At 58.6% G+C, this 25,956-nt stretch carries 25 protein-coding genes and 1 pseudogene; 20 read left to right on the forward strand and 6 right to left on the reverse strand.

Going from position 1 to position 25,956, the window contains the following annotated elements:
• The first annotated feature begins 22 nt into the window (after positions 1 to 22).
• Genes phnL through phnN form a run of 3 tightly spaced genes read left to right on the forward strand, consistent with a single transcriptional unit; the run spans position 23 to position 2,063 of the window.
• A complete protein-coding gene (gene phnL, locus CO656_RS25980; protein ID WP_097527672.1) occupies positions 23 to 772 on the forward strand; it encodes a phosphonate C-P lyase system protein PhnL in 750 nt (249 codons plus the stop codon).
• Complete coding sequence (locus CO656_RS25985; protein ID WP_097527673.1) at positions 772 to 1,488, forward strand: DUF1045 domain-containing protein; 717 nt, start codon at positions 772 to 774, stop codon at positions 1,486 to 1,488. Before phnL ends, CO656_RS25985 begins: the two co-directional genes overlap by 1 nt.
• A gap of 5 nt (positions 1,489 to 1,493) precedes the next feature.
• Complete coding sequence (phnN, locus tag CO656_RS25990) at positions 1,494 to 2,063, forward strand: phosphonate metabolism protein/1,5-bisphosphokinase (PRPP-forming) PhnN (protein ID WP_097527674.1); 570 nt, start codon at positions 1,494 to 1,496, stop codon at positions 2,061 to 2,063.
• 363 nt (positions 2,064 to 2,426) lie between these two features.
• Here the strand turns inward: phnN and CO656_RS25995 are convergent, their stop codons facing one another.
• The 4 genes from CO656_RS25995 to CO656_RS26010 form a co-directional block, all read right to left on the reverse strand.
• Complete coding sequence (locus tag CO656_RS25995) at positions 2,427 to 3,089, reverse strand: GNAT family N-acetyltransferase (protein ID WP_097527675.1); 663 nt, start codon at positions 3,087 to 3,089, stop codon at positions 2,427 to 2,429.
• Positions 3,090 to 3,266: 177 nt separating this feature from the next.
• Positions 3,267 to 5,147 (reverse strand): asparagine synthase (glutamine-hydrolyzing), encoded by a 1,881-nt coding sequence (gene asnB / locus CO656_RS26000; RefSeq protein ID WP_097527676.1) that lies wholly within the window; start codon positions 5,145 to 5,147, stop codon positions 3,267 to 3,269.
• A 51-nt stretch (positions 5,148 to 5,198) separates the two neighbouring features.
• On the reverse strand, positions 5,199 to 6,134 hold the full coding sequence (locus CO656_RS26005) for a class I SAM-dependent methyltransferase (protein ID WP_097527677.1): 936 nt from the start codon (positions 6,132 to 6,134) through the stop codon (positions 5,199 to 5,201).
• A gap of 18 nt (positions 6,135 to 6,152) precedes the next feature.
• The gene (locus CO656_RS26010; RefSeq protein WP_097527678.1) at positions 6,153 to 6,764 is read right to left on the reverse strand and encodes a CDP-alcohol phosphatidyltransferase family protein; all 612 of its coding nucleotides are present in this window, start codon (positions 6,762 to 6,764) and stop codon (positions 6,153 to 6,155) included.
• A 671-nt stretch (positions 6,765 to 7,435) separates the two neighbouring features.
• Here CO656_RS26010 and CO656_RS26015 point away from each other — a divergent pair.
• Both CO656_RS26015 and rpoN read left to right on the forward strand, forming a co-directional pair.
• Entirely contained in the window at positions 7,436 to 7,975 is a 540-nt protein-coding gene (locus tag CO656_RS26015) for a peroxiredoxin (RefSeq protein WP_097527679.1), read from the forward strand.
• 77 nt (positions 7,976 to 8,052) lie between these two features.
• On the forward strand, positions 8,053 to 9,507 hold the full coding sequence (gene rpoN, locus CO656_RS26020) for an RNA polymerase factor sigma-54 (RefSeq protein ID WP_097527680.1): 1,455 nt from the start codon (positions 8,053 to 8,055) through the stop codon (positions 9,505 to 9,507).
• 49 nt (positions 9,508 to 9,556) lie between these two features.
• On the opposite strand, the gene CO656_RS26025 is transcribed toward rpoN, so the two are convergent.
• Positions 9,557 to 10,087, reverse strand: coding sequence for a nitrogen fixation protein NifQ (locus CO656_RS26025; protein WP_097527681.1), 531 nt, complete (start codon positions 10,085 to 10,087; stop codon positions 9,557 to 9,559).
• Positions 10,088 to 10,677: 590 nt separating this feature from the next.
• Here CO656_RS26025 and CO656_RS26030 point away from each other — a divergent pair.
• The 15 genes from CO656_RS26030 (at position 10,678) to CO656_RS26105 (ending at position 25,103) form a co-directional block, all read left to right on the forward strand.
• Positions 10,678 to 11,223, forward strand: a complete 546-nt coding sequence (locus CO656_RS26030) for a hypothetical protein (protein WP_018097507.1) — start codon at positions 10,678 to 10,680, stop codon at positions 11,221 to 11,223.
• A gap of 601 nt (positions 11,224 to 11,824) precedes the next feature.
• On the forward strand, positions 11,825 to 12,145 hold the full coding sequence (locus CO656_RS26035; RefSeq protein ID WP_097527682.1) for an iron-sulfur cluster assembly accessory protein: 321 nt from the start codon (positions 11,825 to 11,827) through the stop codon (positions 12,143 to 12,145).
• Between the two features lie 846 nt (positions 12,146 to 12,991).
• The gene (nifS, locus tag CO656_RS26045) at positions 12,992 to 14,182 is read left to right on the forward strand and encodes a cysteine desulfurase NifS (protein ID WP_097527684.1); all 1,191 of its coding nucleotides are present in this window, start codon (positions 12,992 to 12,994) and stop codon (positions 14,180 to 14,182) included.
• Positions 14,183 to 14,204: 22 nt separating this feature from the next.
• Positions 14,205 to 15,353, forward strand: a complete 1,149-nt coding sequence (locus CO656_RS26050) for a homocitrate synthase (protein WP_097527685.1) — start codon at positions 14,205 to 14,207, stop codon at positions 15,351 to 15,353.
• A 250-nt stretch (positions 15,354 to 15,603) separates the two neighbouring features.
• Positions 15,604 to 15,987: a nitrogenase stabilizing/protective protein NifW gene (gene nifW / locus CO656_RS26055; RefSeq protein WP_097527686.1), complete on the forward strand. Its 384-nt coding sequence runs from the start codon at positions 15,604 to 15,606 to the stop codon at positions 15,985 to 15,987.
• Positions 15,988 to 16,174: 187 nt separating this feature from the next.
• Positions 16,175 to 17,026, forward strand: a complete 852-nt coding sequence (locus CO656_RS26060) for an electron transfer flavoprotein subunit beta/FixA family protein (RefSeq protein ID WP_097527687.1) — start codon at positions 16,175 to 16,177, stop codon at positions 17,024 to 17,026.
• Positions 17,027 to 17,091: 65 nt separating this feature from the next.
• Complete coding sequence (locus CO656_RS26065) at positions 17,092 to 18,150, forward strand: electron transfer flavoprotein subunit alpha/FixB family protein (protein ID WP_097527688.1); 1,059 nt, start codon at positions 17,092 to 17,094, stop codon at positions 18,148 to 18,150.
• Positions 18,151 to 18,162: 12 nt separating this feature from the next.
• Positions 18,163 to 19,470, forward strand: coding sequence for an FAD-binding protein (locus CO656_RS26070; protein WP_097527689.1), 1,308 nt, complete (start codon positions 18,163 to 18,165; stop codon positions 19,468 to 19,470).
• Between the two features lie 11 nt (positions 19,471 to 19,481).
• The gene (locus CO656_RS26075) at positions 19,482 to 19,781 is read left to right on the forward strand and encodes a ferredoxin family protein (protein WP_018097515.1); all 300 of its coding nucleotides are present in this window, start codon (positions 19,482 to 19,484) and stop codon (positions 19,779 to 19,781) included.
• A gap of 148 nt (positions 19,782 to 19,929) precedes the next feature.
• The gene (nifA, locus tag CO656_RS26080) at positions 19,930 to 21,675 is read left to right on the forward strand and encodes a nif-specific transcriptional activator NifA (RefSeq protein ID WP_176536676.1); all 1,746 of its coding nucleotides are present in this window, start codon (positions 19,930 to 19,932) and stop codon (positions 21,673 to 21,675) included.
• Positions 21,676 to 21,888: 213 nt separating this feature from the next.
• On the forward strand, positions 21,889 to 23,370 hold the full coding sequence (gene nifB / locus CO656_RS26085; RefSeq protein WP_097527690.1) for a nitrogenase cofactor biosynthesis protein NifB: 1,482 nt from the start codon (positions 21,889 to 21,891) through the stop codon (positions 23,368 to 23,370).
• Positions 23,371 to 23,401: 31 nt separating this feature from the next.
• On the forward strand, positions 23,402 to 23,602 hold the full coding sequence (locus CO656_RS26090; protein ID WP_018097518.1) for a 4Fe-4S binding protein: 201 nt from the start codon (positions 23,402 to 23,404) through the stop codon (positions 23,600 to 23,602).
• Positions 23,603 to 23,672: 70 nt separating this feature from the next.
• A complete protein-coding gene (locus tag CO656_RS26095) occupies positions 23,673 to 23,975 on the forward strand; it encodes a nitrogen fixation protein NifZ (protein ID WP_097527691.1) in 303 nt (100 codons plus the stop codon).
• Positions 23,972 to 24,184 (forward strand): putative nitrogen fixation protein NifT, encoded by a 213-nt coding sequence (gene nifT / locus CO656_RS26100; protein WP_018097520.1) that lies wholly within the window; start codon positions 23,972 to 23,974, stop codon positions 24,182 to 24,184. The genes CO656_RS26095 and nifT overlap by 4 nt, the downstream gene beginning before the upstream one ends.
• A 40-nt stretch (positions 24,185 to 24,224) precedes the next feature.
• Positions 24,225 to 25,103, forward strand: coding sequence for an SIR2 family protein (locus CO656_RS26105; RefSeq protein ID WP_097527692.1), 879 nt, complete (start codon positions 24,225 to 24,227; stop codon positions 25,101 to 25,103).
• A 145-nt stretch (positions 25,104 to 25,248) separates the two neighbouring features.
• Here CO656_RS26105 and CO656_RS26110 read toward each other — a convergent pair.
• Positions 25,249 to 25,881, reverse strand: a pseudogene (locus CO656_RS26110) (LysR substrate-binding domain-containing protein); the annotation flags it as partial.
• Positions 25,882 to 25,956: the final 75 nt, after the last annotated feature.

The following is a 25,956-nucleotide window of genomic DNA, read 5'->3' on the forward strand; positions in this document are numbered from 1 at the left end:
CAGACACCGGGAGAACCGTTCCATGAACACCGCGTTACCGAACGCCGCGCTTCGCGCCATTGGCCTTTCCAAAAGCTTCACGCTCCACACCCAGGGCGGCATCGTCCTGCCCGTTTTCGACAACATCGAACTCACGGTCAGGTCCGGCGAATGCGTCTGCCTGCACGGACCATCCGGCGCCGGCAAGTCGACCCTGTTGCGCTCACTGTATGCCAACTACAAGCCGAATAAAGGTCAGATCCTGGTCGAGCACATGGGCGAAACCGTCGATCTGCTCGCCGCCGAGCCATGGGAAGTGGCGGAGATCCGCCGCTCGACAATCGGCTATGTCAGCCAATTCCTGCGCGTCATCCCGCGCGTCGGTGCCCTCGACGTCGTCGCCGAACCAGCGGTCGCCAACGGCATGCCGGCGGAGGAGGCCAAGGCGCTCGCCAAAACCTTGCTGAAACGGCTGCGCATCCCTGAGCGTCTCTGGTCCCTGGCGCCAGCCACCTTCTCCGGCGGCGAGCAGCAGCGCGTCAACATCGCCCGTGGCTTCATGGTCGACTATCCGGTCCTGCTGCTCGACGAACCGACGGCCTCGCTCGACGCCGTTAATCGCGCGACCGTCGTTGGTCTGATCAACGAGGCGAAGGCTCGCGGCGCTGCCATCGTCGGCATCTTTCACGACGAGGAAGTGCGCGAATCCGCTGCTGACAGATTGTTCGGGATCGGCAGTCAGTCGGCCGCCATGGCACTACCGGCTGTTGCCCTGACGGAGGCGTGCGCCTGATGCCGGAGCCATCCACTCCTCGCTATGCCATCTACTACACACCGGCTAGGGAACATCCGTTGACCGGGGCGGCGAGTGCATGGCTTGGCCATGATCCTTTCGGCAGAACTGATGTAACCGGCGCGGCTCGATCGGAAGCAGACGCCCTTCTAACTTCTGAGCCGCGCCGATATGGTTTTCACGCAACGCTCAAGGCGCCGTTCCGGTTGAGAGAAGGCGCATCGGTCGATGAGTTGGAATGGGCGCTCAGCAGCTTCGCTTCGTCGCGGCCACCTTGCCCGATCGGATCATTGAAGATCGATCTTCTCGGCGGCTTCTTTGCGCTCGCTCCCGCCACTCCCATCCCGGCATTGCGCGGTTTTGCTGCGCAGATTGTCGAAGAGTTCGACCGGTTCCGGGCCCCTATGAACTCACCGGAACTGCAGCGGCGGCTGCAACGTCCGCTCGATGAAGTCGAGACCTCCCATCTCGTCCAGTGGGGCTACCCCTATGTCCTCGATCGATTTTCCTTTCATATGACGCTGACCGACCGAGTTCCGGAAGAGGGCCGCGCGCGAACGAGGGCGCGCCTGGAAAAGGTCTTCCAGCCGCACCTGTCCGAGGATTTCCGCATCGACACACTGTCCCTGTTCGTTCAGGAGGACTGCGGGGGCAATTTCGTCGTTCGTTCGCAGTTCGCCTTGAAAGGCGAAGCGTTGCTTAAGACGGCGATCTGAGGCCAATGATGTCGCCCCGCGGAGCACTTGCCATTGTTGTGGGGCCAAGCGGTGCGGGCAAAGACACGTTGATCGAATACGTGCGAAGCCGGCTCAAAGATGATCCTCGCGTTCGCTTCGTACGCCGGGTCATCAGTCGGCCAGTCGCGGTCGGGGAGGACCATGAGGCGGTTGACTATGACGAGTTCCAGCGGCGGCTTCTCGCAGGCGCCTACGGGCTTCATTGGCAGGCGCATGGCCTCTGTTATGGCATTCCCTCGGAAATAGATAAGTGGCTAGAGCAGGACGATGTCGTTGTGGCCAATGGCTCTCGCGCCGTCCTTTCGAAAGCCCGGCGGCAATACCCGCAACTGCTTGTCATCAACGTCACCGCGCCAATAGACGCCTTGGCAAGGCGTCTGGTCGAACGGGGACGCGAAGATCTAGAAAGCATCAGGGGGCGTTTAATCCGAAGTGATCAATATCTGGTCGATGGTGCTGACGTGGTGCATATCGACAACTCGGGTTCGGTGGAGGCGGCTGGGGAACGCCTTCTTGCCGCGTTTGTTGCACAGGTTGGGCGGGCGAAGCAATGAGGCGGTTGCATCGAAGTCCCGAGGCCACCTGGGAGGAAATTCCCCAATGATCGACGGCGGCACTTATCCCGTCTCGTTGGATACGGGCCAAAGCTATGTGAGCAATTCGCATTATCTACTGGCACTACACTGTCGGGTGGGCCGCAGTAGTCCGTGCCCAACTTCGCTACTGGGAGCAGACCTATGCAGCATGCCCTGCGTGGCCATGGTTCACGCGAAGAGCTTGAGATCTCGCCTTTGGCCGTCTCCTCGGAGGTTCCAAAGAGCCGAACAAGGTCTCGGGTACGGATCTCCCCTTTCCGTCTCAATCATCCGAAAAATTCATCAGCTCTCTGACATCTGACGTTTGAAGTTCCATTCCTATCAGTCCTGTCGTGTCGCCGAATTCGAAGCCCCCAGATGAAGGCCCTTACGGTCCATTCGCGACCGGAGCCTTTGCCTAACGATGTGCCAATCGTCGCCCAGGCAGCTGGCGACAGCCAAGTCGCAAATCTCGCCCGTGCTCAATCGGAATCGACTTCTGAGAACTCCTTCCTGCACGAAGCCAATCCGATCGAGAAACCCAAGCATCTTCACATTCTCGGTATGAACAAAATATTCGCATCGATTGACCCTCAGATCTTCATAGAGGTGCTTCAGCAGCAAAAAAGTCGCTTCCGCGTTTACGTTGGTGCCCCAGGCATGCGGCGACAGCCAGGTGCTGCCAACCGTCACACGCCCTTGGTAGACATCTATATCCTTGAATCCGGATGCCCCGACAATTTTGCCGGCGCCAGCAGTCCTAACCGCATAGACCCGCCGTTGCCTGTCCACCGTTTCTGCGATCATCCTGACGAACCAATCCCGAAATCCTGAAGCGGTTGCGCCATTCGTCCCGAGAAATTGCCAGATTCTCTCATCGGCCGCGGCGATGCGGAGCTCTTCCTCGTGGCCCTCATTCAGCGGCTCCAGGACGATGTTGTCACTCCGGATTGGTCTCGGAGCGCTTAGGAAGGGATCAGTCATTTCAAAGACCGCTGCTTTCATTGCCTATCCTCCTCATGGGCTCTGGCCAATCAGATTGGCCGGCGCGGACAGCGAAATGCGATTGGCCGACCGAATGGGAAAGTCAGGCCGAGCGGGCCTGCGAGAATCAGAATGGCGGCGAACGGCAACCCTTCGAGGGTTTGCAAGCCCTCTTTCCGACGGCACCGCGCAAAACCGTTAGTGCTGTCGCAGGAAGATTTCGAGATTGCTGATGAGCCAAAATTGCCTCCCAAATGCATCGGACGCGCGAGCAGCCTTCGCGTCGTACCAGCGTCTAAGCGCCCCGACATCGATGAAGTCGGCGATAGCAGGGGTGCTCTTAAATAACAGGTCTCGAAAAGGACGCGATCCCTCGCCGGCTGCCCAGTTACCCAACGGCAACGGAAAACCGAGCTTTTTGCGTGTGATGACGGACAACGGCAGCACTTGGGTGTAGGCGTCCCGCAACGGCACTTTTGAGACGTCCAAACGCTCGCTAAACGAGCTGACCGGCGTTGTGAAAGCCTTCACCGCGGCCCACCTGCTGCGCCAGCGCAGACGCTCTGCGGGCCGCATCGATAGCGCCCGCTCGACGATCCGATGATCGGTGAAGGGAACACGAGCCTCGACACCCGCTGCCATCGTCGTGTTGTCGACCATCTCCAGCAGGGCGGTCAAATGATGTTCAACGAAGAAGCGGGCTATGCGAGCGGCTGGACTGTCACCTGCCGAAAAGTATGTCTCTTTCATCCACCCGATCAGCGTCTCGTCATCGTTGATTGCATGGCTCCACGCCTTCTTGGCCAGCGATAGTTTTTCATCAATCGGGAAGTACGCGTACTGATTTAAGAACAGCTCGAATTCCGAGCACCGTTCGTTCGGCAGGCCGATATGTTGCCGTAATGTGCGGCCGAACCGGGCGGGAATCCACGCAAGCCCGCTGTCGCGCATCAAATCGAAGGGCAGTCGATAGATCCGACTGTATCCGGCAAAGAGTTCGTCAGCGCCTTCACCAGTTAGCACGACTTTGCATTCCGCCCCGACATGTTGCGCGAGGAGGTGCATAGCCGTTTCATTGTGCATGCCGAGCGGATGACAACGGAGTGCAGTAAGTCGCGTTACGGTCTCAATGTCAGTCGTCGACTTCAGGGGAACGAGGCGGTGAGGTGCACCTATCGCTGCCGCGACTTCAGCGGCAAACGGACTTTCGTCATAGCCCTCTCCTTCGACGACCCCCGTGTAACAAGTGGGTTTCGCCGATGAGCGATTGGTGATCTCGTAAGCAACGATGCTGGAATCCAAGCCTCCAGACAGGAGCGCCGCCACCGGTGTGTCTGCGACGAGGTGTTCCTCAACAGCGGCGCCGATCATATGGTGAATACGGGCGTTTTCCACCTTGCCCGGTTTTGGCGACCACCACCGCTCGTGCAGCCGCTCGCCTCCCTGCAAGCGCATCCAAGTGCCGGGAGGCATCTTCTTGATGTTGCTAAACAGCGAACGCTCGCCAAAGACGGCGCGGAACGAAAGGAAGCTCGACACCCCGATCGGATCAATGGACGCATTGACACCGGGCCAACGAAGAATTGCTGACGGCTGCGAAGCGAAAGCAAGGCCCGTCGGCGTATCAGCGTAGTAGAGAGGCTTTATTCCTAGACGATCGCGAACCAAGAATGTGGCTTGAGAGCGCGGATCATGGAGCGCAAAGGCGAACATCCCTCGAAACATGTGTAGGCAGTCGGGCCCCCACCTGGCGAAGGCCTTGCAGATCACCTCCGTATCGGACGCGGTGCGAAATATCGCTCCTTCCTTCTCTAGCCCGACGCGAAGTTCCCGGAAGTTGTAGATTTCGCCATTGTAGGTGATGACAATCCCGGTATCCGCTTCAACGAACGGCTGATTGGAACGAGGGTCGAGATCGATAATCGAAAGCCGGCGATGGGCAAACCCAAAATTCCGGCCAATGTAGCAACCGGCGGCATCTGGTCCGCGATGGGCAATCTCTTCCGCGCAGCGCTCCAAAACGTCTCTCGAGAGGGAGGTATCATGCGCATGGGCTATGAAACCAAAAATGCCGCACAATGTAGCCTCCTTCCCGCAATCCGAGCCTATTTTCCACGGGCGCCAGCATGGTTATCGCACGACGTCTGACAGGCTTTCCGTAGCCTTGACCGCAATCATCTGTATGCAGCCGTCTCCAAACCAAAACCTGGCGAGCGGGTGGTCGTAGTGCAGATACATGGGAGCCAGAAACCGGCGAAGATTTTTGAAGCCTTTCGTGTATCTTGAGACCCGCCGTACCGTCTCGAAACCGTTCTCGCGATACCAGTCACGCATTTGTTGTTCGGTAAAGGCGAACTCGTGATACGTCGGCGCCTGGAACCGATCGCGCAATGTGACGAAAAGATCGTCGTCGAAAAGGCTGCGCAGGAAGTCTTCCTCGCCCTTCACCGAGGGGCGCTCATGTCCGCTCCTGATGGCGAAAATCCAGTCGAGAGCCTCTTGCGCCGTCCTACCGTCGAGATTGTCAACCGTTTGCCGGAACTGGGCATCCGAAGCGTACAGTTCGCGCAAATGATTGATGCAACGATATAGAATACCATTTCCGGTCCCCATGATCGTGAGGAAGAAGTGACCGCCGGCGCGCGTCACCCGCGCCAGTTCATCGAACCCTTGTCGCGGATCAGCCGTGTGAGGCAGAACACCAGCGCAGTGCACAAAGTCAAAGCTGTTGTCATCAAATGGCAGATTGAGAACACTTCCGCCGACAAGCGATGATCGAGCACCGAATTTCGATAATCGACGCGCGGCGCAATCCATCCATTCCTCACCGAGCTCGAGCGAAATGACTTTTGCGGCGCCTTTTTCCAGAAACGCGTAGGATGCATTCGCGTTGGAGCCGCAGCCGGCATCGAGGATGCTCAGTCCACGAAACCCGCCTGGATCAAACCCGAAATACTCCTCATCGATCAACGACACTAACCGGCTAAAGATATGCTCATCCTCCTCCTGCTGTCGCTGATAGCGATCAAAGACTGCACGTGTTTCGACCTCGAATGCCGTATCCATTGCTTCTCCTCCTGACGATTACCTTCCGAGCCCCCCAGCAAGCAGCCCGATAGATCCCACTGCCGCGAGCGTCAGGTTTGTGAGCCGCAGTTTGTTGCCCGTGCCGGGAAACCTGAAGGTTGAGAGATGAAGGACCGAAAGCATAAACGCCGCCCCGATCAACACGGTCCCAAGGCTTTGGATCGGGAAATAGTGGTTCGCAGCAAAGAGAAACGCCAAGACGAATAGATCGTTGTTGAGAGGCAGTCCTCTACCGAATCCATCGGCATCGAGCCCAAATGTTAAAAAATAGCTCAGCCGCAGCGCTCCGGATAGAACCAGACACACAGCAGCTAGAAACGCGGGAACTGAAAACGCGTTAAATGACAAAATCAAAATTGCAGGGAAAACCGCAGCGTAAATCAGATCAGCGAGTCCATCGAAGGCGCGCCCGAATTGCGCCGTCACGGCCGTGCGATTCGGCGAGCTTTTTGCAATCATGCCGTCGGCGTCATCCGCTAAGAGTGCCCATAGTGCGAAACAAATGCCGGCATCGAAACGTTCGACAAGCACCAAGTAAATCGCGCTCATTGCAAATATCAGTCCAAGGGCGGTCACAGCATTTGCAGCATCGAAGAGATAGCGGATCATTTTTCCTTACCTCGCCGCCGACAGCAGAGCTCCGGCTGCGTACTCTTTCGAGTCTCTTGAGCGGGAGGCCAAGCCGAATGAATTTCTCTGCGACATAGAGGGCTTCTTAACTGCCGATCTCGTGCCATTTGAGTTCTTGCCGGCGAGCTGCGGCGAGCGGCAGCCCGACGGTAGATGCGCGAGTCGTTTCTCGCTCTGCTTATCGTTCGAAGCGTTGCGCCATCAAATCGCATGAGATCCATCACGTTGGCGTTCACTGAAAATGCCGTCACCTTGCCCATTGTCATCCCTCCTTAAACTCAAATGAATACATTAGGGACCATGTGCAAGTAGTGTGTCGGATATATTTGGGAATATATACGGCCTATACTTGCTTCAGCAGTTCTCAAAAGAGTGTCTGCAAGCGTCAACTTTGGTCGGGACTCCTACATTGTTGTCCGGCTTCGGACACAAGAAAGTCCCACCTATGGGACCCTCGCTGCCGACAGCAGTTATCGGGTGTGCTTGGGAAGGGCCCTCCCGCGCAAGGCAAGGCTGCTCCGCGCTAAAGAGCGCGATCCCGCCATCTAGGATGGCATGGCACTTGCACGACCATATGTGGGCTAGGCGGATTAGCGTGAGCCTTACCTAAGCAGCAATGCGTCAGGTCTTCTTGTAGAGGAGCAATATTGATGACCATCAGAAAGAAGGTTCCGTTCGTCACCTTTCGCACGCGTGTTCGCGACGAGTCTATTGGTGGCCCAAACCCATATCGTTGGGAGACCAAGACATCCGACGACTACTTCAAGGGCAAGCGGGTCATCCTGTTCTCGCTGCCGGGCGCGTTCACCCCAACCTGCTCCACCTACCAGCTGCCCGACTTCGAGGACCTCTACACCGAGTTCCGGAAGGAGCGCATCGACGAGATCTACTGTCTCTCCGTCAATGATGCATTCGTCATGAACGCCTGGAGCAGGGCCCAGGGGCTGAAGAACGTGAAGCTCATTCCCGATGGCTCGGGCGAATTCACCCGCAAGATGGGCATGCTGGTCGCCAAGGAGAATCTCGGATTCGGGATGCGCTCCTGGCGCTACGCAGCGATAATCAATAATGGCGTGGTGGAGCAGTGGTTCGAGGAGGAAGGCCTCTCCGACAACTGCGAAGCCGACCCCTATGGCGTCACGTCTCCACAAAATATCCTCGAAAGGCTAAAGGCCCCGGCCGCCGCATGACCTAGAGGAGCAGCCACCGTTTCACAGCCACCATCACGCACGGCCCGGTGCGTCGCTCGACAGGAGTTTCGCTCTTCATGGAGTCCTTTGTAGGCCTTCTTCAACGTCAGCAGCAATCGCTCGTGATGACGCCCCAACTCATCGCGTCGATACGCTTGCTGCAACTGGCGCATTGCGAACTGCATCAGTTCGTCGAGCAGGAAATTGAAAAGAACCCATTCCTGGAATTGGCGTCGAACGATAGCGCGACCTCTGCCGATCCATCGTCATTCCCAGGGAAAGATCCAAGCATCTGCGCGCGCGCAAACAACGCAGATGGGCCGAGGTCCGAGAACTCGGAACTGCTCGGGCAATGGAAGTCGATCCGCGACACACCCAACAGCGCCTCCGGGGAAAGGCCTGACCCGGCGGAGTTTGCCGCCTCAGCGGAAACATTGCAGGACCATGTCGCTCGTCAGGTCGCCCTTACTGCATTCACGCCACAGGAGCGGCTAATCGCTGGCGAGCTTGCCAGACATCTGGAAGACACTGGGTATATTCATGTAGACCTTTTGGAGCTTGCCCGGAGGCTGAGTGTCCAAGAGGCTGATGTAGAACGGGTTCTCGGAACCTTGCAGCTCCTTGATCCACCGGGAATATTCGCTCGAACTCTCAGCGAATGCCTTGAGATACAGTTGCGCCAACGAGATCGCTTCGACCCGGCGATGGCAGCGTTGATCGCCAATCTTGAGATGTTGGCACAACGCGACTTTCAGGCTTTGACGCGGCTTTGCGGAGTTGACGAAGACGACCTCCTCGACATGTTGCATGAAGTCCGCATGCTCGATCCTAAGCCTGGAAACCGATATCAATCCGGAGGTCCGGACTATATCATACCCGACGTCTGGGTTCTGCCCTCGCCAGGAGGCGGATGGCAAATCGAGCTTAATCCCGACACTCTGCCCAAAGTGCTGATCAACCAAACCTATTTTGCCGAAGTTTCTCGCCTGACCGCAAACAATTCGGCAGATCAGGCATTCCTCAACGAATGCTTAGAAAACGCGAGTTGGCTGGCTCGCAGCCTCGATCAGCGCGCCAAAACGATCCTGAAGGTAGCCACTGAAATCGTCCGTCAGCAGGATGTGTTTCTGGAACATGGCATCGCCCATCTTCGGCCGCTCAACCTTAAGACCGTCGCTGAGGCGATCGACATGCACGAGTCGACTGTAAGTCGGGTGACATCGAACAAGTACATGCTCACTCCGCGCGGCGTCTTCGAGCTAAAGTATTTTTTCACAGTCGCGATCGCCTCCACCCAAGGCGGGGATGCGCATTCCGCTGAAGCTGTCCGCCATCGCATTAAGGCGATCATCGCCGCAGAAACGGCCGATGACGTGCTTTCCGACGATGAAATCGTCGCCCGACTAAAGGAAACAGGCATCAGCATTGCGCGCCGCACCGTCACAAAGTATCGGGAGGCAATGAACATACCCTCCTCCGTGCAACGCCGCCGCGAAAATCGTGTACGGCTTCAATGGCGGTCAAAGGCCTGACGGACTTATTTCCGCTGACAGATCCCGAGCGCGACCCCGGGGAGGCTGGTTAGCCTTCCTCCGGTCCGAAGCAACTCTTGAACTCGTTGCATTCCCGGCAACTCGGCGCGGTACAGAGAGAAAAGCCTTCAGCCTCGCAGAGCTTGTGGTAGAGATACTTCTTCCATTTCATGTTGTTTGTGTTGCCCTCTGCCAGTGTGGGGAAATGCGTTGCGAGCAAACGGCTGAGCTCGGACCGGTCGACGAGGCCGAGCTCCTGCCAGAGATGGCCATCGCGCAAGGCACGCCGAGCGACAATCTTGGCGAAGCGGGCGCTCGTGGGGTCGCCCGGGCGGGCATGCGTCAGCAGCAGGCGACGCAGAAGTTCTTCTTCCATACCAGGCTCGGGATTGCTCACCTCTTCCAAGGAGAAGCCGTGGATGAGGCTCGTGGGGAAACAGCGGGTCAGGATGTCCAGCAACTCTCCACGTGAGAGGCCGGTCGCCTCGGTCGCCGTCGCCTCACCGGCTTCGATCTCCTCGAGCGCTCGCGAAAGAACACAGGCAAGCACATGTTCGTCGAAATCCATCTCGAGGTCCATACGCGGCCATCCGCCACCGTCGGGCGATTGTGAGTGTTGCTGCCGACTGGACCGGTAGGATATTCGCATTCCACGGGTGACGCCCATCCCCGAAAAAATGCGCATCTGACGCAGATCTGACATGCCGCTTGTCCTTCCGTTCCCATCGATGGACGTCATATCGGTCGGCACTCGCCGCCTTGTGACAAGGGATCTTCAAAAGTCATGCCAGCTGCGTAGCAAAGCTGTCGGAGCTGATTTTCTGGGCTTCGTTCAATAACTTCAATGAGACTACAGCAGGAAGTGATTGAGCTACTTGTCTCGCAATCGACAAAACCCGACATCCGCCGCTCCTTTTGCACTGTGTACAGCTGTCATCGCCTCTAGGCGCGAGCACCTCCAGCGCTGCCAGTGTGGCGATCATCCCTGATACCGAAGACGGCCGAAGAAGACCGTCGAACAATCTGCCACCGATTGCGCAAGCCTGGGCGCTGCTTGGTACAATCCTTGCACATAATCCCCGAGGCAGGCGCTAGGGCTCGGTCGAGCTGCTTGCCGCAACAGTTCTACAGTAGCCCGGGCACAGACCACATGAGGAGGAGCAGCAGCAGATGACATGCATTGTCGGTCTTATTGATAATGGGTCAGTTCACATCGGCGGCGACAGCGCTGGTTCGGACGGCCGATCGCTTACCATCCGGGCCGATCGCAAGGTCTTCCGCAAGCAAGACTTCATCTTCGGATTTACGAGCTCCTTTAGATTGGGCCAGCTGTTGGCACACTCCTTCGATCCGCCGGAAAGGCATGCCAAAACAGATGTCTACGCGTTTATGGTAACTGAGTTTGTGAACGCGCTTCGCCGATGCCTTCAAGATGGCGGCTTCGCACAGAAGCGCAACGAAGCTGAGAGCGGTGGCACCTTCCTCGTCGGCTATCAGGGACGGCTCTTCAAAATCTGCACGGACTATCAGGTCGGCGAGGCGGCCGATGGCTACGACGCCTGTGGATGCGGCGAACAAATCGCACTGGGCGCGCTTTTCGCATCGGCCCACTCTCCGCCTCAGGAAAGGTTGGCGATAGCGCTCAACGCGGCCGAACGCTTTTCTACCGGCGTACGCGGCCCGTTTCACTTCGAGACGCTCGAAGCCGTTGAGTGAAGAGGTCCATGCTCACGCCCGCCGCGCGGCACACCAGGTCTCTGCTAGCCTTCCAGCAGTGCCTGTCGCACCTGACGGGCCTTCGCTCGCATCTCTGCAGCCAGACCGCCGGGGGCGCAAGCCCCGACGGCAAGGCGTTCTTCCGCACTAACCCTCAACCAGGTGAGGAAATTGCGTTCTTTCCAAGGCCGGAAACAGGTCATAACAGTGCGAACACAGGCGCACGCAGCGCAGCTTTTCAGCCGATCTCGCCGGATTACGCTCATGATCTTGCGCAGGGTGTTGCGACGTCAGCCGGTAGCAAGTGCCGGCGCGAGAAAGTGCATCTCGTGACGTCCGGCACAAGCTGCAGCAACCCGTCGAGGATGACTTGACCGCGCGGCGGAGGGCGAGCCGAGGCACAGTCCAGCAGTTCAGGCAAACCCCAAAACCGTACTTTGTTGCAAAGTCTTGGCCGGCGACCGGTTTGTGTCCCATGTGTGACGATGTCGGACATCGGACACAAATGTCAGAGGCGTTACGTTGTTTGCAAACGGTTTTTCGTTGGCACGGCAGATGCGTGATTGCCCGCCGAACGCATCCGTCGAAGGGAACCCAACGCATGATCACGCTCACCGAGAATGCCGTCGCCGTCATGAAAGCTGCTCTTTCGCGAGCCGCCGAGCCGGTGGAAGGTTTTCGCATCATGATCCAGGCGGGCGGCTGCGCAGGCTTCAAATACCTGATGGGGCTGGAAAGCTCGCCGCGCGAGGACGACGCCGTGATTGAGGCCGACGGAGTAAAGGTGTTCGTAGACGTCGCATCGCAATTGCAAGTCGCTGGCATGACCGTCGACTTCGTCACGGGGGGCGAATCCTCCGGATTTGTTTTCGACAATCCAAACGCGCAGGAGACCTGTGCGTGCGGAAAGTCCTTTGGCTGATCACCTGCCACAAGTGAGAAGAGCCATGGGAAACAATTGCGAAATGGTCGAAGGATATTTCTTCGACGAGGTGAAGGCCGGCGTTCCTGAGGTCACTAAGGTCGGCGCCATCTCCTGCGGCAATAGGCTTGACCTGATGACAAGAGTCGATCCCGGTGCGGAAGCGATCACTGCCGCGAAATCCCATTTGTTGCGCTGCAGCTCTGCGATCGCCGTCTTGTCGGAATTTGCCGACCGCATCGTCGGGACGACTGCCGGCGACGCGTGTCGCCTCACGCATCGGGAGACGGCAGGGTTTATTGACAGGATGCTGCAGGAGGGGATGCACCGCCCCGCAATGCGAATTGATGCAAAGGCCAGATTCCGCGGTATGGGCCGCATCTGGCCTCGCGAGCGAGGCGCCCCAGCGTGCAAAAGCTTCAGCGTTGATGAAGGGGTGATCATCAGGACATCCGCCCCAACTGTCTCACCACCAGCCGGCAAGTCACTCACGACACGAAGCCTCGTGGCAACGGAGTCACGTCTCCCAAAGCATTGGAGGAAATGTTTGTCGGGGGCCGTGCAGCAATGTTCACCGAAGCCCTCACTGCGTGAGAGAAGGCGTGTGCGCAAAACAAAGACCCCCGTCGATGCAAATCCAAATCGCAACACTGTCAAGGGGATGCATTCACCTGAGACCTGCCGTGACCGCGACACTCGTGATGTCAGCGGTGTTCAGGCTCCCTCAGCTCACCGCGAGCCTCGGTCGCGTGTCTGGTCGCCTCGGTCACCATTGATCGCACGCGCAACCAATGGGGTCGAGCACACAAATGTTCACGTTGCTCCCCGCTGGCCGAGAATGCGTCCATGAGATCCATCTATCTCGACAACAACGCAACGACACGTGTCGATCCTGAAGTGGTTGAAGAAATGCTGCCTTTCTTCACGGATCAATTTGGAAATCCTTCTTCAACGCACGCGTTTGGCTCCTCCGCCGGCGTGGCTGTGAGAAAAGCGCGCCGGCAGCTGCAAGCGCTGATCGGCGCAGAGTTCGATTCCGAGATCGCGTTCACCTCAGGCGGGACGGAAAGCGACAATGCAGCGATCCTTTCGGCGCTTGAGGTGATGCCTGAGCGCAAGGAGATCGTGACTTCCGCTGTCGAGCATCCGGCCGTGCTAACGCTCTGCGCGGATCTTGAGAAGACACGCCGCGTCAAGGTACATAGGATCCCAGTTGATCGCCTTGGCAGGCTTGACCTCGACGCGTACAAGGCTGCGCTCAGCCCGCGCGTGGCAATCGTCTCGATCATGTGGGCGAATAACGAAACGGGTACGATCTTTCCCGCAATCGAACTCGCAAATCTAGCAAAGGAGGTCGGCGCCCTTTTTCATACCGACGCAGTCCAGGCCGTCGGCAAGGTTCCAATCGACCTCAAGTCAACTGCAATCGACTTGCTTTCGCTCTCAGGCCACAAGCTGCACGGCCCGAAAGGGAGCGGCGCACTTTACATAAGGCGTGGCGTGCCCTTCCGCTCGCTGATCAAGGGAGGGCACCAGGAAAGGGGCAGGCGTGCGGGTACAGAGAATACGCCTGGCATAGTCGGGCTCGGCAAGGCAGCCGAACTCGCCTTGAAATTCATGGACGAGGAGAACACACGGGTTAAATCGCTGCGAGACCGCTTGGAGAAAGGTGTTCTCCAGCGTGTTCCCTACGCCGTCGTCACCGGCGACCCGCTGGAGCGCTTGCCGAATACTGCGAGCATCTCCTTCCACCAGGTCGAAGCCGATGGCATGCTGTTTCTCCTCAGTCGCTACGGGATTTCCTGTTCCTCCGGCTCCGCTTGCAGCTCCGGCTCGCCGGAACCGAGCCATGTCTTGAAGGCAATGAACTACCCTGATAGCGCGGCACAGGGGACAATCCGCTTCTCCTTCTCACGCCACAACAACGAGGAGGATGTGGACCGGGTGCTCGAGGTGATACCCGGGATAGTCGAGAAGTTGCGCGACATACCCCGGTCTGGATCGACTCCGGAAACCCGACGATCTGATCTTCGCTGAGGGGAAGAGGCGGCCCCGGTTCATGAAACGGCAGATCTTTCTCAACGATACGACCATGCGCGACGGTGAGCGGGCTCCTGGCGTCGCCTTCACCACGGCAGAAAAGTTGGGACTGGCCGAGTCGCTTGCTGCAGCCGGCGTCTGGGAGATCGAGATCGGCAGCCCAAGCATCAGCCCCGACGAGATCGAAACGATTCGCGCGGTGGTCGCATTGGGTCTCCCCGTCCGGCTCGTGGCCTGGTGCCGGATGACGTCAGAGGATCTCGACGCAGCAATTGAATGCGGGGTGCCCGCCGTCAATCTGTCCCTGCCCGCATCGGACATCCAACTGAGCGGCAAGCACGGCCTTGATCGGGTAGGAGCGCTTGAAATCGTCGAGAGGATGGTCGGGCGCGCAGCCGACCGAGGCCTCTTCGTGGCAGTGGAATGCGAGGATGCATCGCGCGCCGATCGAGCTCATCTCGCCCATGTAATCGAAACGGCTGGGCGCGCAGGCGCAAGCCGCGTCAGGCTGACCGACACGATCGGAGTTCTCGACCCCTTTTCGACGTTCGATCTTGTCTCCGAGTTGGCGTCACAGTTCCTGATGGATCTGGAATTTCATGGCCGCAACGACTTCGGCCTTGCTGCCGCCAACACACTGGCGGCGATCCGCGCGGGGGCGCGTCATGCCTGCGTCACCGTCGGCGGTCTGGGCGAACGCGCCGGCAATGCCGCGCTCGAAGAGGTCGCTGCTGCACTGGCTGTGCTCGAGGGCGAAAATACCGGCATTGCTCTCAAAGCGTTACCCGAGCTCGCCGCCCACGTGGCGCGCGTTATCGGTCGTCGGATACCAGCCATCAACCCGGTGGTCGGCGCAGATATCTTCACTCATGAAACCGGCCTGGATGTAGCAGAGCTCAAGGCGCCCGGCCCTTGCCAAGGGCTCGATCCGGCTCTCGTTGGCCGCCACCGCCAGATTGTCATCGGCAAGCATTCCGACGCCACTGCCATTGCACATGTGCTGAAAGGAAAAGGGCGCGAACTTGACCCGGATCTGACAGCCGCGATCCTCTCCCGCGTCCGCTCCCAGGCGTCCAAGATCAAATCGACCATCACTGAAACCCAACTGGTCAAGCTTTACGACGAACTGTGTCGTGCAGCGTCAGACCGATACCTTGGAAGCGAGTGAGCCGGGCGATGTCATTTCACTCCACCAGTTTCGTCCATATGGCAGCCGGTGCGCGGTGAAGAGGCGTTCCGTGGTCTCCAATGAGCATGAGCCGCAGAGTTCCGCCCAGTCGCGCTCCGGCGCGCTTACCGGTTCCAGCGCCGCCCGTATGTTTCGTGTGGCAAACCTCGCCGATCGTTCGCTGGCGCTCGGACTTACGTCAGCCCAGCAGCACTCGAAACCACCTTTTTGTCGACCCCGGGAGAATGCAATGTGCAAGTGCTCTAATAGGACTGACCATATTGATACCAATGACATCCTCGCGCGGCTGAAGGGCCTGTCGGCTGCAGAGGAGTTCTTTGCGGTGCTTGGCGTCTCATATGACCCGAAAGTGCTCGACGTCTCGCGACTCCACATCATGAAGCGTATGGGCCAATACCTCGCCGAAGAGGACTTCTCCGGCCTGCCCGATCAGGTGATTGCGGCCCGGGCCCACGCCATGCTCGAACGGGCCTACGAGGATTTCGCGACTTCATCCCCCCTTAAGCACCGGGTCTTCAAGGTGCTCAAGGATCATGATCCGGACAATCCCACCACACCGGTCCGCGCCTTTGTCCCGTTAGACTTAGTCCTGAAACCGTTCGGGAGGGAATGAGCCCGTCGCAGTTGCGACAAGATGCTGTCCAGAATCCGACAATCAGTCACGGCGCAAACACCTCTTGTCCGGAAATCTACATTCCTTTCAAACGTATAGGAGAGGGCGGAGCGTCTGGCACAAATGATGCTACCAAGCAGATGAGTTCCATGCGCGCCATACAAATTGGAGGGAGTAAGACACCGCTATGCACATCGTAATCTGTATCAAGCAGGTGCCGGACTCCGCACAGATACGAGTCCATCCGGTGACGAACACGATCATGCGTCAGGGGGTGCCAACCATCATCAACCCCTATGACCTGTTCGCCCTTGAAGAGGCCCTCAGATTGCGCGACTGCCATGGCGGCGAGGTCACTGTGCTTACCATGGGGCCGCCCATGGCAGAGGACGCATTGCGCAAGGCGCTCACTTACGGCGCCGACCGCGCCGTCCTTTTGACCGACCGGTATTTTGCCGGCTCCGATACCCTGGCGACCTCATTCGCTCTTTCTCAGGCCATTGCGAAGATCGGAGAGACCTTCGGTATGCCTGACATCGTCTTCACGGGCAAGCAGACGATCGACGGCGACACCGCCCAGGTTGGGCCCGGCATCGCCAAGCGCCTCGACCTTTTGCAGCTCACTTACGTCGCGAAGATCGTCTCGATCGATCTCGATGCGCGCGCGATCACAGTGGAGCGCCGCTCGGAAGGAGGCACGCAGACGCTGATGAGCAAGCTCCCGTGCCTCATCACCATGCTGGAAGGCACCAACGAGATCCGCCGCGGCTCGCTCGACGACGCGCTCCGCGCCGCGCGCAGCCAGATCGTGAAGTGGAACGCGGCCGACGCCGGCATTGAGGACCTCACCAAATGCGGCCTGCGCGGTTCTCCAACCGTCGTCAAACGCGTCTTTGCCCCTACTGCGCGGGACGAAAAGGCAGAGCAGATCGATACCACCGAAAAGACGCCCCGCGATCTTGCTGAAGAGTTGATCGCCGGGATCTTCTCGCGCCAGCCGGCGCTGGAAGACGAACTCGCCTTCGACGGCGACGATTGAAGGCAGGAGAGCCGATTTTGGACACGAAACGAGACACCCCTCCTCCAGCCGCTGGCCGGGCCGGCATGAAGAAGGAGCTCCCCGAGCATTTCAAGGATTATCGGCACGTTTGGGTCTTCATCGAGCTGGAACGCGGCCAGGTTCATCCGGTCTCCTTCGAGCTGCTCGGCGAAGGCCGCAAGCTCGCTGACAAGCTGGGCGTCGAGCTCGCCGGCGTCGTTCTAGGACCGCCGGGGGAGGCTACCTGGCATGCCGTCGCCGAGGCCTTCGCATATGGCGCCGACCTTGCCTACATCGTCGAGGCACCTCTGCTCGCCGACTATCGCAACGAGCCTTTCACCAAAGCAATGACGGATCTTGTCGAGACCTATAAACCGGAGGTGCTGCTTTTAGGTGCGACGACGCTCGGCCGCGATCTTGCGGGCTCCGTGGCGACGACCCTGTTGACAGGGCTAACCGCCGACTGCACCGAACTCGATGTGGACACCGACGGCTCGCTTGCCGCGACACGGCCGACTTTCGGCGGCTCCCTGCTCTGCACGATCTACACGCTCAACTGCCGCCCGCAGATGGCCACAGTGCGGCCAAGGGTAATGGCCATGCCGGAGCGAATGAACAAGCCGGTCGGTCGTGTCATTCAACACGAAGTGCCTATGGCCGAGGAAGAGATCGTCACCAAGGCACTCGGCTTCCTGTCCGACGGCCAGTCGTTGAACGCCAACCTCGCCTATGCCGACGTCGTGGTTGCCGGGGGCCTTGGTCTCGGTGCGGCGGAGAACCTGAAGCTCGTGAAAAATCTCGCACGGGTGATTGGGGCCGAATATGGCTGTTCGCGCCCGCTGGTCCAGAAGGGCTGGATGCCGGCTGATCGGCAGATCGGCCAGACGGGCAAGACTATCCGGCCGAAGCTCTACATAGCGGCCGGAATATCGGGCGCCATCCAGCACCGGGTTGGCGTCGGGGGAGCTGATCTCATTGTAGCGATCAATACCGACCCGAACGCGCCGATCTTCGATTTCGCTCACCTCGGCGTCGTAACCGATGCGATCCGCTTCCTGCCGTCGTTGACGGAAGTCTTCACCCATCGGCTGTCGCCGCACAGTCGCGACAAGCTTGCGAACTGAGGAATACGGGCCATGAGCGAGGAAAAGTTTGACGCCATCGTTATCGGGGCCGGTATGGCCGGCAACGCGGCCGCTTACACGATGGCGAGCCGCGGCCTCAAGGTGCTGCAGCTGGAGCGCGGCGAATACCCGGGTTCCAAGAATGTCCAGGGCGCCATCATGTACTCGAACATGCTGGAGAAAATCATCCCGGACTTTCGGGATGATGCGCCATTGGAGCGGCATCTGATCGAGCAGCGGTTCTGGATGATGGACGACACATCCCACATCGGGATGCAGTACCGGTCGGATGACTTCAATGAGTCAAGACACAACCGCTATACGGTCATTCGCGCCCAGTTCGACAAGTGGTTTTCGCGCAAGGTGCGCGAGGCGGGAGCCACGGTTCTTTGCGAGACGACGGTGACGGAGCTCGCTCGCGACGGCGACGGAAAGGTGATCGGCGTTCTTACCGACCGCATCGGCGACATGATCCTTGCGGACGTGGTCGTTCTTGCAGAAGGGGTCAATGGGCTTCTCGGCACGCGGGCTGGCCTGCGTGAAACACCAAAGCCTCAAAACGTGGCGCTCGCTGTAAAGGAGATGCATTTCCTGCCCGAAGAGGTGATCGACCAGCGGTTCGGCCTGAAGGCAAACGAAGGCTGCGTGATCGAGGCAGCCGGCACCATTTCCCGCAGCATGGCCGGACTCGCCTTCCTCTATACCAACAAAGAGTCGATCTCGATCGGCATCGGCTGCCTTGTATCTGACTTTGCCGCGACAATGGAGAGCCCTTATGAGCTGCTCGAAAGCTTCAAGAAACATTCGTCCATCCAGCCGCTGATCGCGGGTTCGGAGGTCAAGGAATATGCCGCTCATCTCATTCCGGAGGGTGGGTACAAGGCCATCCCGCAGCTCTTCGGCAACGGCTGGGTCGTCGTAGGCGACGCAGCGCAGCTCAACAATGCGGTGCACCGCGAGGGATCCAACCTCGCCATGACGTCGGGGCGCCTCGCCGGTGAGGCTATCTTCCTGGTCAAGAAAGGCGGGCGGCCAATGACGAAGGAAAACCTCGCCCTCTACAAGTCAATGCTGGACAAGTCCTTCGTCATCAAAGACATGAGGAAATATAAGGATATGCCTGCCCTTCTTCACACGAATTCCCGGAATTTCTTCACGACTTATCCGCAGTTGCTGTCGCAGGCAGCGCAGACTTTCATGCGTGTCGACAGCACCCCGAAGCTCGACAAGGAACGGGCAACCACGGCCGCCTTCATCAAGGCTCGTTCGCGGTGGGGGCTCGTTAGTGACGCGGTCCGCTTGGCACTCGCCTGGCGCTGAAGGAGGATGAGATGACGATTGCAGTCACCAACTTACGCGTAGAGGACAAGCTCTACCAGAACCGCTATGTTGTCGACTCAGGACGCCCGCACATCAAAGTGCGACCGCACCAGTGGCCGAGCGCGAATCTCTTCGCCCTGACGAGCATCTGCCCGGCCAAATGCTATGAGTTGAATGACAACGGCCAAGTGGAGATCACCGCCGACGGCTGCATGGAATGCGGCACATGCAGGGTCCTGTGCGAGGCTAGTGGTGAGATCGAGTGGAATTACCCGCGAGGCGGCTACGGCGTCCTCTTCAAGTTTGGATGACGAGGCTCGCGCGCGCGTATCGGAACCAGCATTCGCTTGTTTAGGTTGTCGAAAAACTTGCACAGGAGGACCTTGGAGTCCTATGCTTCCAGAGTTCAGAGGAAAAGGTCGCTTGGGAGGAGCACCTGACAACCAGTGAGGAGTTTCAATGGCTCAAATGCTGCACGGTGCGTTCCCCGAAGGAAGGCGGTCTGAATCAGCCAAAAAAACCAAGGGGAATATCTTCGTCAGCGGAATTTACCAGATATCGAAAGTCCTGACCGCGCCCACCCGGCTGGAGATCACGCTCACCAATGTCGTGAACATCCTCTCCTCCATGGTGGAAATGCGTTACGGAGCAATCGTCATCCTGGAAGATGGAACCGAGCCCGAAATTATCGCGACTGCGGGCAATACACCCTCACCTCAATCCGGCGGCGGCCGAGTTATATCGCAGGCCGCAATAGACGAAATCGTTGCTACCGGGGCGCCGGTCGTCATAGAGGATCCCAGCACGTCGGAGCTCTATCAGGGTGATCTGACGTCTTCGAGCGGCGGCACCATACCAGGTGCCTTTATCGGCGTTCCAGTAAAGGCCGAGCGCAAAATTCTTGGAACACTATCGATCGTTCGTGTCAGTGACGACGCCACTAACCTCACCTATGACGAGGACGTAGGCTTTCTCACAATGGTTGCCAACCTTGTCGGCCAGAGCATCTCGCTCCATCGCGCCTTTGGCCTGGATCGTCAGCGGTTCACGCAGGAGCAACGCAGAGGCGAGAAATCTGACGTCGGTAAGAGAAACGACGTCGGCGGGCGTCTGCCTGCCAAAATCGATTGGATCGTCGGGGAAAGTGCCGCTGTGAAGGAGGTGCTCGCAACCGTCTCGGCCGTGGCCCCCACCAATACCACGGTACTCCTGCGGGGCGAAAGCGGCACCGGCAAGGAAGCCTTTGCACAGGCCATCCATGAGCTCTCACCTCGAAGGACGAAATCTTTCATCAAATTGAACTGCGCCGCACTGCCTGAAACTGTTCTGGAGTCGGAGCTCTTTGGCCACGAGAAGGGTGCCTTCACCGGAGCTATCTCACAGCGCGCGGGCCGTTTCGAACTGGCAAACGGCGGAACACTGTTGCTTGACGAGATCGGCGAGATCTCCCCTGTATTTCAGGCCAAGCTGTTGCGCGTCTTGCAGGAAGGTGAATTGGAGCGGGTTGGCGGCACCAGAACACTAAAGGTCGACGTTCGTCTCATATGCGCCACCAACAAGAATCTCGAAATGGCTGTCGCCAATGGCGAGTTCAGGGCTGATCTTTATTACCGCATCAATGTAGTGCCAATTGTATTGCCGCCGCTCAGGGATCGACCCGGCGACATTTCTCGTCTTGCGAAAGTTTTCCTCAAGCGATTCAACAAGGAGAATGGCCGCGAACTTACATTCGCGCCGTCGGCGCTTGACCTGGTCTCGCAGTGCCGCTTCCCCGGCAACGTCCGTGAGCTTGAAAACTGCGTGCGACGGACGGCAACTCTCGCGCAGTCAGGGACCATCGGTCCGTTGGATTTCGCCTGCAAGAACAGCCAGTGCCTCTCTGCGCGTCTGTGGAAGGGAGCTGACGGTTCTATCGGCGACAATGCCATCGATGAGCTCGCCAGAGAGAGCACAATGTCGGCTGGATCCCCGTTCGCGGCCAGGCGCGCCGGCGCCGCTCTCGGCGAGGTCTCCTCCAAAGCCTGCGATCCGAACGATCCTGCCTGCCCCGCAATCGGTGCGCGTCTGACCGAGCGGGAACGGCTGATCGACGCGATGGAGAAATCCGGGTGGGTTCAGGCCAAAGCGGCTCGCCTCCTCGGCCTCACGCCACGTCAGGTTGGTTATGCTCTCCGCCGGCATCAAATCGAGGTGAAGAAGTTCTAAGCCCTGGTGACACGACCTGCCCTCCTCCCGCCGCGCTTGAGGCGAGCGCCATCTTACCGGTGTCTGTCTATTGTCGAATGCCTGACAAATCTATGTCGGGTCGCAAATGGAGGGAACCGGACAAAATAGCTAATCCGTTGAAAAAATCAGCTCTTTTCATTGGCATGGCGCTTGCTTTTTGAACCGCGACGTTAAGCAGCAACGGAGCCTTCAATGTCCCCACCAATGATTTCGCTCAAGAGCCTGACCAGCACGACAACCATGAACCAACTGCTGGCCACAGCGAAGTCCAGTGCTTGCGCCGCCTCATCGTGCGGTACGTCCGCAAAGCCGCACGACGTCGAGCCGGCTGTCTGGGAGAAGATCAAGGACCATCCCTGCTATTCAGAAGAAGCGCACCACTATTTCGCGCGCATGCACGTCGCGGTCGCACCAGCCTGCAACATCCAGTGTAACTACTGCAATCGTAAATATGACTGCGCCAACGAAAGCCGGCCAGGGGTCGTCTCGGAAAAGCTGACGCCTGACCAGGCGCTCAGAAAGGTCGTTGCGGTCGCCAATGAAGTCCCGCAGCTTTCCGTGCTCGGCATCGCCGGACCAGGCGATGCCTGTTATGACTGGAAGAAGACAAAGGCAACATTTGAACGGGTGGCCAGAGAGATCCCCGATATCAAGCTGTGTCTTTCAACCAACGGTCTAGCGCTGCCCGACCATGTCGGCGAGCTTGCTGACATGAATGTTGATCACGTGACGATCACCATCAACATGGTCGATCCGAGAGTCGGCGCGAAGATATACCCATGGATTTTTCATGACCACCGCCGCTTTACCGGGCTAGAAGCCGCCAAAATCCTACATGAGCGGCAGATGCTGGGTCTGGAAATGCTGACGGCGCGGGGCATCCTCACCAAGGTCAATTCGGTTATGATCCCCGGCGTCAACGACGAGCACCTCATCGAGGTGAACAGATGGGTCAAGGATCGCGGCGCGTTCCTGCACAACGTGATGCCGTTGATTTCCGACCCGGCGCATGGCACGCATTATGGCCTGACCGGGCAGCGCGGCCCGCGGGCGGCCGAACTGAAGGCCCTTCAAGATCGTCTTGATGGGGGTGCGAAGCTGATGCGCCATTGTCGGCAGTGCCGGGCCGATGCAGTCGGCCTGCTCGGGGAGGATCGCGGTCAGGAATTTACCGTCGATCAGATCCCGGATGAGGTCGGCTACGACGCCAGCAAGCGCGAGGCCTATCGGGAGGTGGTGGCTCGCGAGCGAGGCGATCACGTGGCTGCCAAGAAGGAGGCGATCGGAGTGATCAAAGCGGCGGGCTCGAACGGACCGCTTCTTTTCGCAGTGGCAACGAAGGGCGGCGGCCGAATCAATGAACACTTCGGACATGCAAAGGAATTCCAGGTCTATGAAGCGTCGGCGAGTGGTATCAACTTCGTCGGGCATCGCAAGGTAGAGCAGTATTGCCGCGGCGGCTTTGGTGAGGAGCATGCGCTCGAAACCCTCATCGCCGCGCTCGAAGGCATAGATATCGTCCTGTGCGCCAAAATCGGAGATTGCCCCAACGATCAGCTCAGGGAAGCCGGAATCCGAGCAATTGACGATTATGGCTATGACTACATCGAGACGGCCATCAGCGCACTTTATGCCGAAGAGTTTGGGGCCGAACCACTTACGGCCACTGCTTGAGCCCGGATTCCAACCGAACGAGGAGCTGAAAATGGCCTTCAAAATCATTGCATCCCAATGCACCCAGTGCGGCGCCTGCGAGTTCGAATGTCCCTCCGGCGCGATCAAGTTCAAGGGCGAGGCCTACGTGATCGATCCGAACAAGTGCACCGAATGCAAGGGAGCTTTCGAGTTGCAGCAATGTGCCTTCGTATGTCCAGTGCCAAAGACCTGCGTTCCCGCTCCAGCATAGTCGGGATATCCCCCCGGCGCTCGTTGCACCCGTTTATCGATATCATGCAGTCCAAAACCGAAAGAACGCAATGGACCTGTCACGCGAACAGGAGGTCGAGATCCGCAAGCCGCCGCTCTTCATGCCCGGTCAGCGGGTCCGTGCTACACGCCACGTAAAGAATGACGGCACCTATCCGGGCAAAACCATCGGGGAAAACCTGGTGCGGAAAGGCGACGAAGGCTATGTGCGCGACATCGGTACCTTTCTGCAGCAGTTCTACATCTATGCCGTCGAATGGATCGATCGCGGCACCGTTGTCGGCATGCGGGCGCGTGAACTGACGAGCACTGAGAAAGCCGCCACTGTCGTCAGCGAAGGAACAGCACGATGAAGGTAATGATCCGCAGAACCAGCGCCGGCTTGTCGGCCTATGTTCCTAAGAAGGATCTCGAGGAGCCGATCATCAAGGTCGAGAATGAAGACCTGTGGGGAGGGGCTGTAACGCTCAAGAACGGCTGGCGGCTCGCCCTCCCTGACCTGCCGCGCGATACGCGCCTGCCGATCACCGTCGAGGCCAGGAGGATTTTCGACGACGACTGATGCTGCAGATAGGTCAGGATAGGCGGCAAGAGGAAGCAGCATGAATACCATCGTGACCACCCCCGACCGTCTCCCTTTTTTGCGCAACAGCGATGCGGAAAAGCGGCTTGATCTGCTGAAGGAAGCACTCGCCGCCGATGCGATCGTTCCCTATCTCGGTCCGGGTCTACTACGGCTGAGCTCTGCGGCGCCGACTGTACCGCATGAGCCGGAAGCCGTCGCGGCGGCACTCAACACGCGGGCGCCAGCCCCTTCCAGAATACGCACCAATATGTGGTCGGTCGCGCAATTCATTGAACAGCGCCGGCATCGCCGGACGCTTCAAACCTGGATGGCCGATATATTCGCATCGCCGGTGGCGCCGACCATTCTGCATGCCTGGCTCGCAACGCTGCCCCTCTCCCTCATCATCGATAGCTGGTACGACGCAACAATGCGGGCGGCCCTTGCTGAGACTGATCGAACGGATGTGGTTGAGATACAAGGCGTCACCAGAGCAACCGGATACGGCGACATCTGGACGAAAACCTACGATTTGTCCGGGAGGGAACTCGGAATGGGATCGGCGGCAAAGACGGTTCTCTACACGCCTCACGGCAGCGTCAGGCCGGCGGCAAATTTTCTCGTCTCAGATTCCGACTATGTCGAAGTGCTGACCGAGATAGATATTCAGACGCCGATCCCTGAAGCGGTGAAGGAGCGGCGCACCAATAGGGGCTTCTTCTTCATCGGCTGCCGCTTCAACGACCAGATGCTGCGCACCTACGCCCGACAGATCATGAAGCGCTCCAACGGCCCACGTTTTGCGGTGCTCGATGCGGCAGCGCTGACCAACAACGAACGCCGTTTCCTTGCAGCAAGCGCTATCACGCTCATCGACGTGCCGACTGGCGAAGCTGCGGCTCGGCTTGTCGAATGAGAAAAGTGCAGCCAAGGAGTGCTGCGGAAACGAAGCATCCATAAGGCGTCCATCGGGCGGCGGATACTTGAGCGACGTTGCAGGCGCATTTGCCGTGGACGTCGATAATCTCGGCTATTGAGACTAAGGTGGGGAGGGTAGCGTGCTAGGGTAGTCTGAGACGTCTCATTACCTCACGTGGGGAGGCCATGCGGGATGCCTCCTGAAACAACACGTCTCGCATCCAGAGGCTCGCCTGATCGCTATTGTGGAGGGCGGGCCATTGGACGGCCTGGTTGAATGCGGGCATTGGTAGCGGAAGTTCTACGATCTGCAGGGGAATAGTTTTTGCGAGCTGCTTGACAAGGCGTAAGGGCATCGTCGCTATGCGCTCGGTCCCTGAAAGCATGAACGGAACCATGCTAAAGCCCTGCACGACAACCTCGATCTGTCTCTTAAGCCCGTGCTCAAGCAAATACCATTCCTCAATGGAAGGCGTCCGGGCATTTCCGAACTTCACTACAACGTGCCCCATCGACATGTATCTCTCGAATGTAAGTCGCTCTGACAGTTGCTTGTTCGTGCGACAGCCCACGCACACGAGAGTTTCCTCGAACAGTGTCGCCCTAGGATGCGCGCCCGACATGAACAATTCCGGAAAGATGAGGAAATCAGCCTCACCGCGCCGCAGGCAATCATCGTAGTTGTCGGCGAGAGGCAGCAACTCGAAGCAGACGCCGGGCGCCTCCCGGGCGACACGCTTCACGACCTTTTCAAAAAAGACGAGCGCGGCGTAATCGTAACCATACGGCCGAGGCCGCGGTGGCTTCGATTTCGCTAGGGGGCGTTCAAATTAAAGAGCTGCAACGCCCTC

The organism is Sinorhizobium sp. FG01 (assembly GCF_002531875.1).
GTDB classification, from domain to species: domain Bacteria; phylum Pseudomonadota; class Alphaproteobacteria; order Rhizobiales; family Rhizobiaceae; genus Sinorhizobium; species Sinorhizobium fredii_C.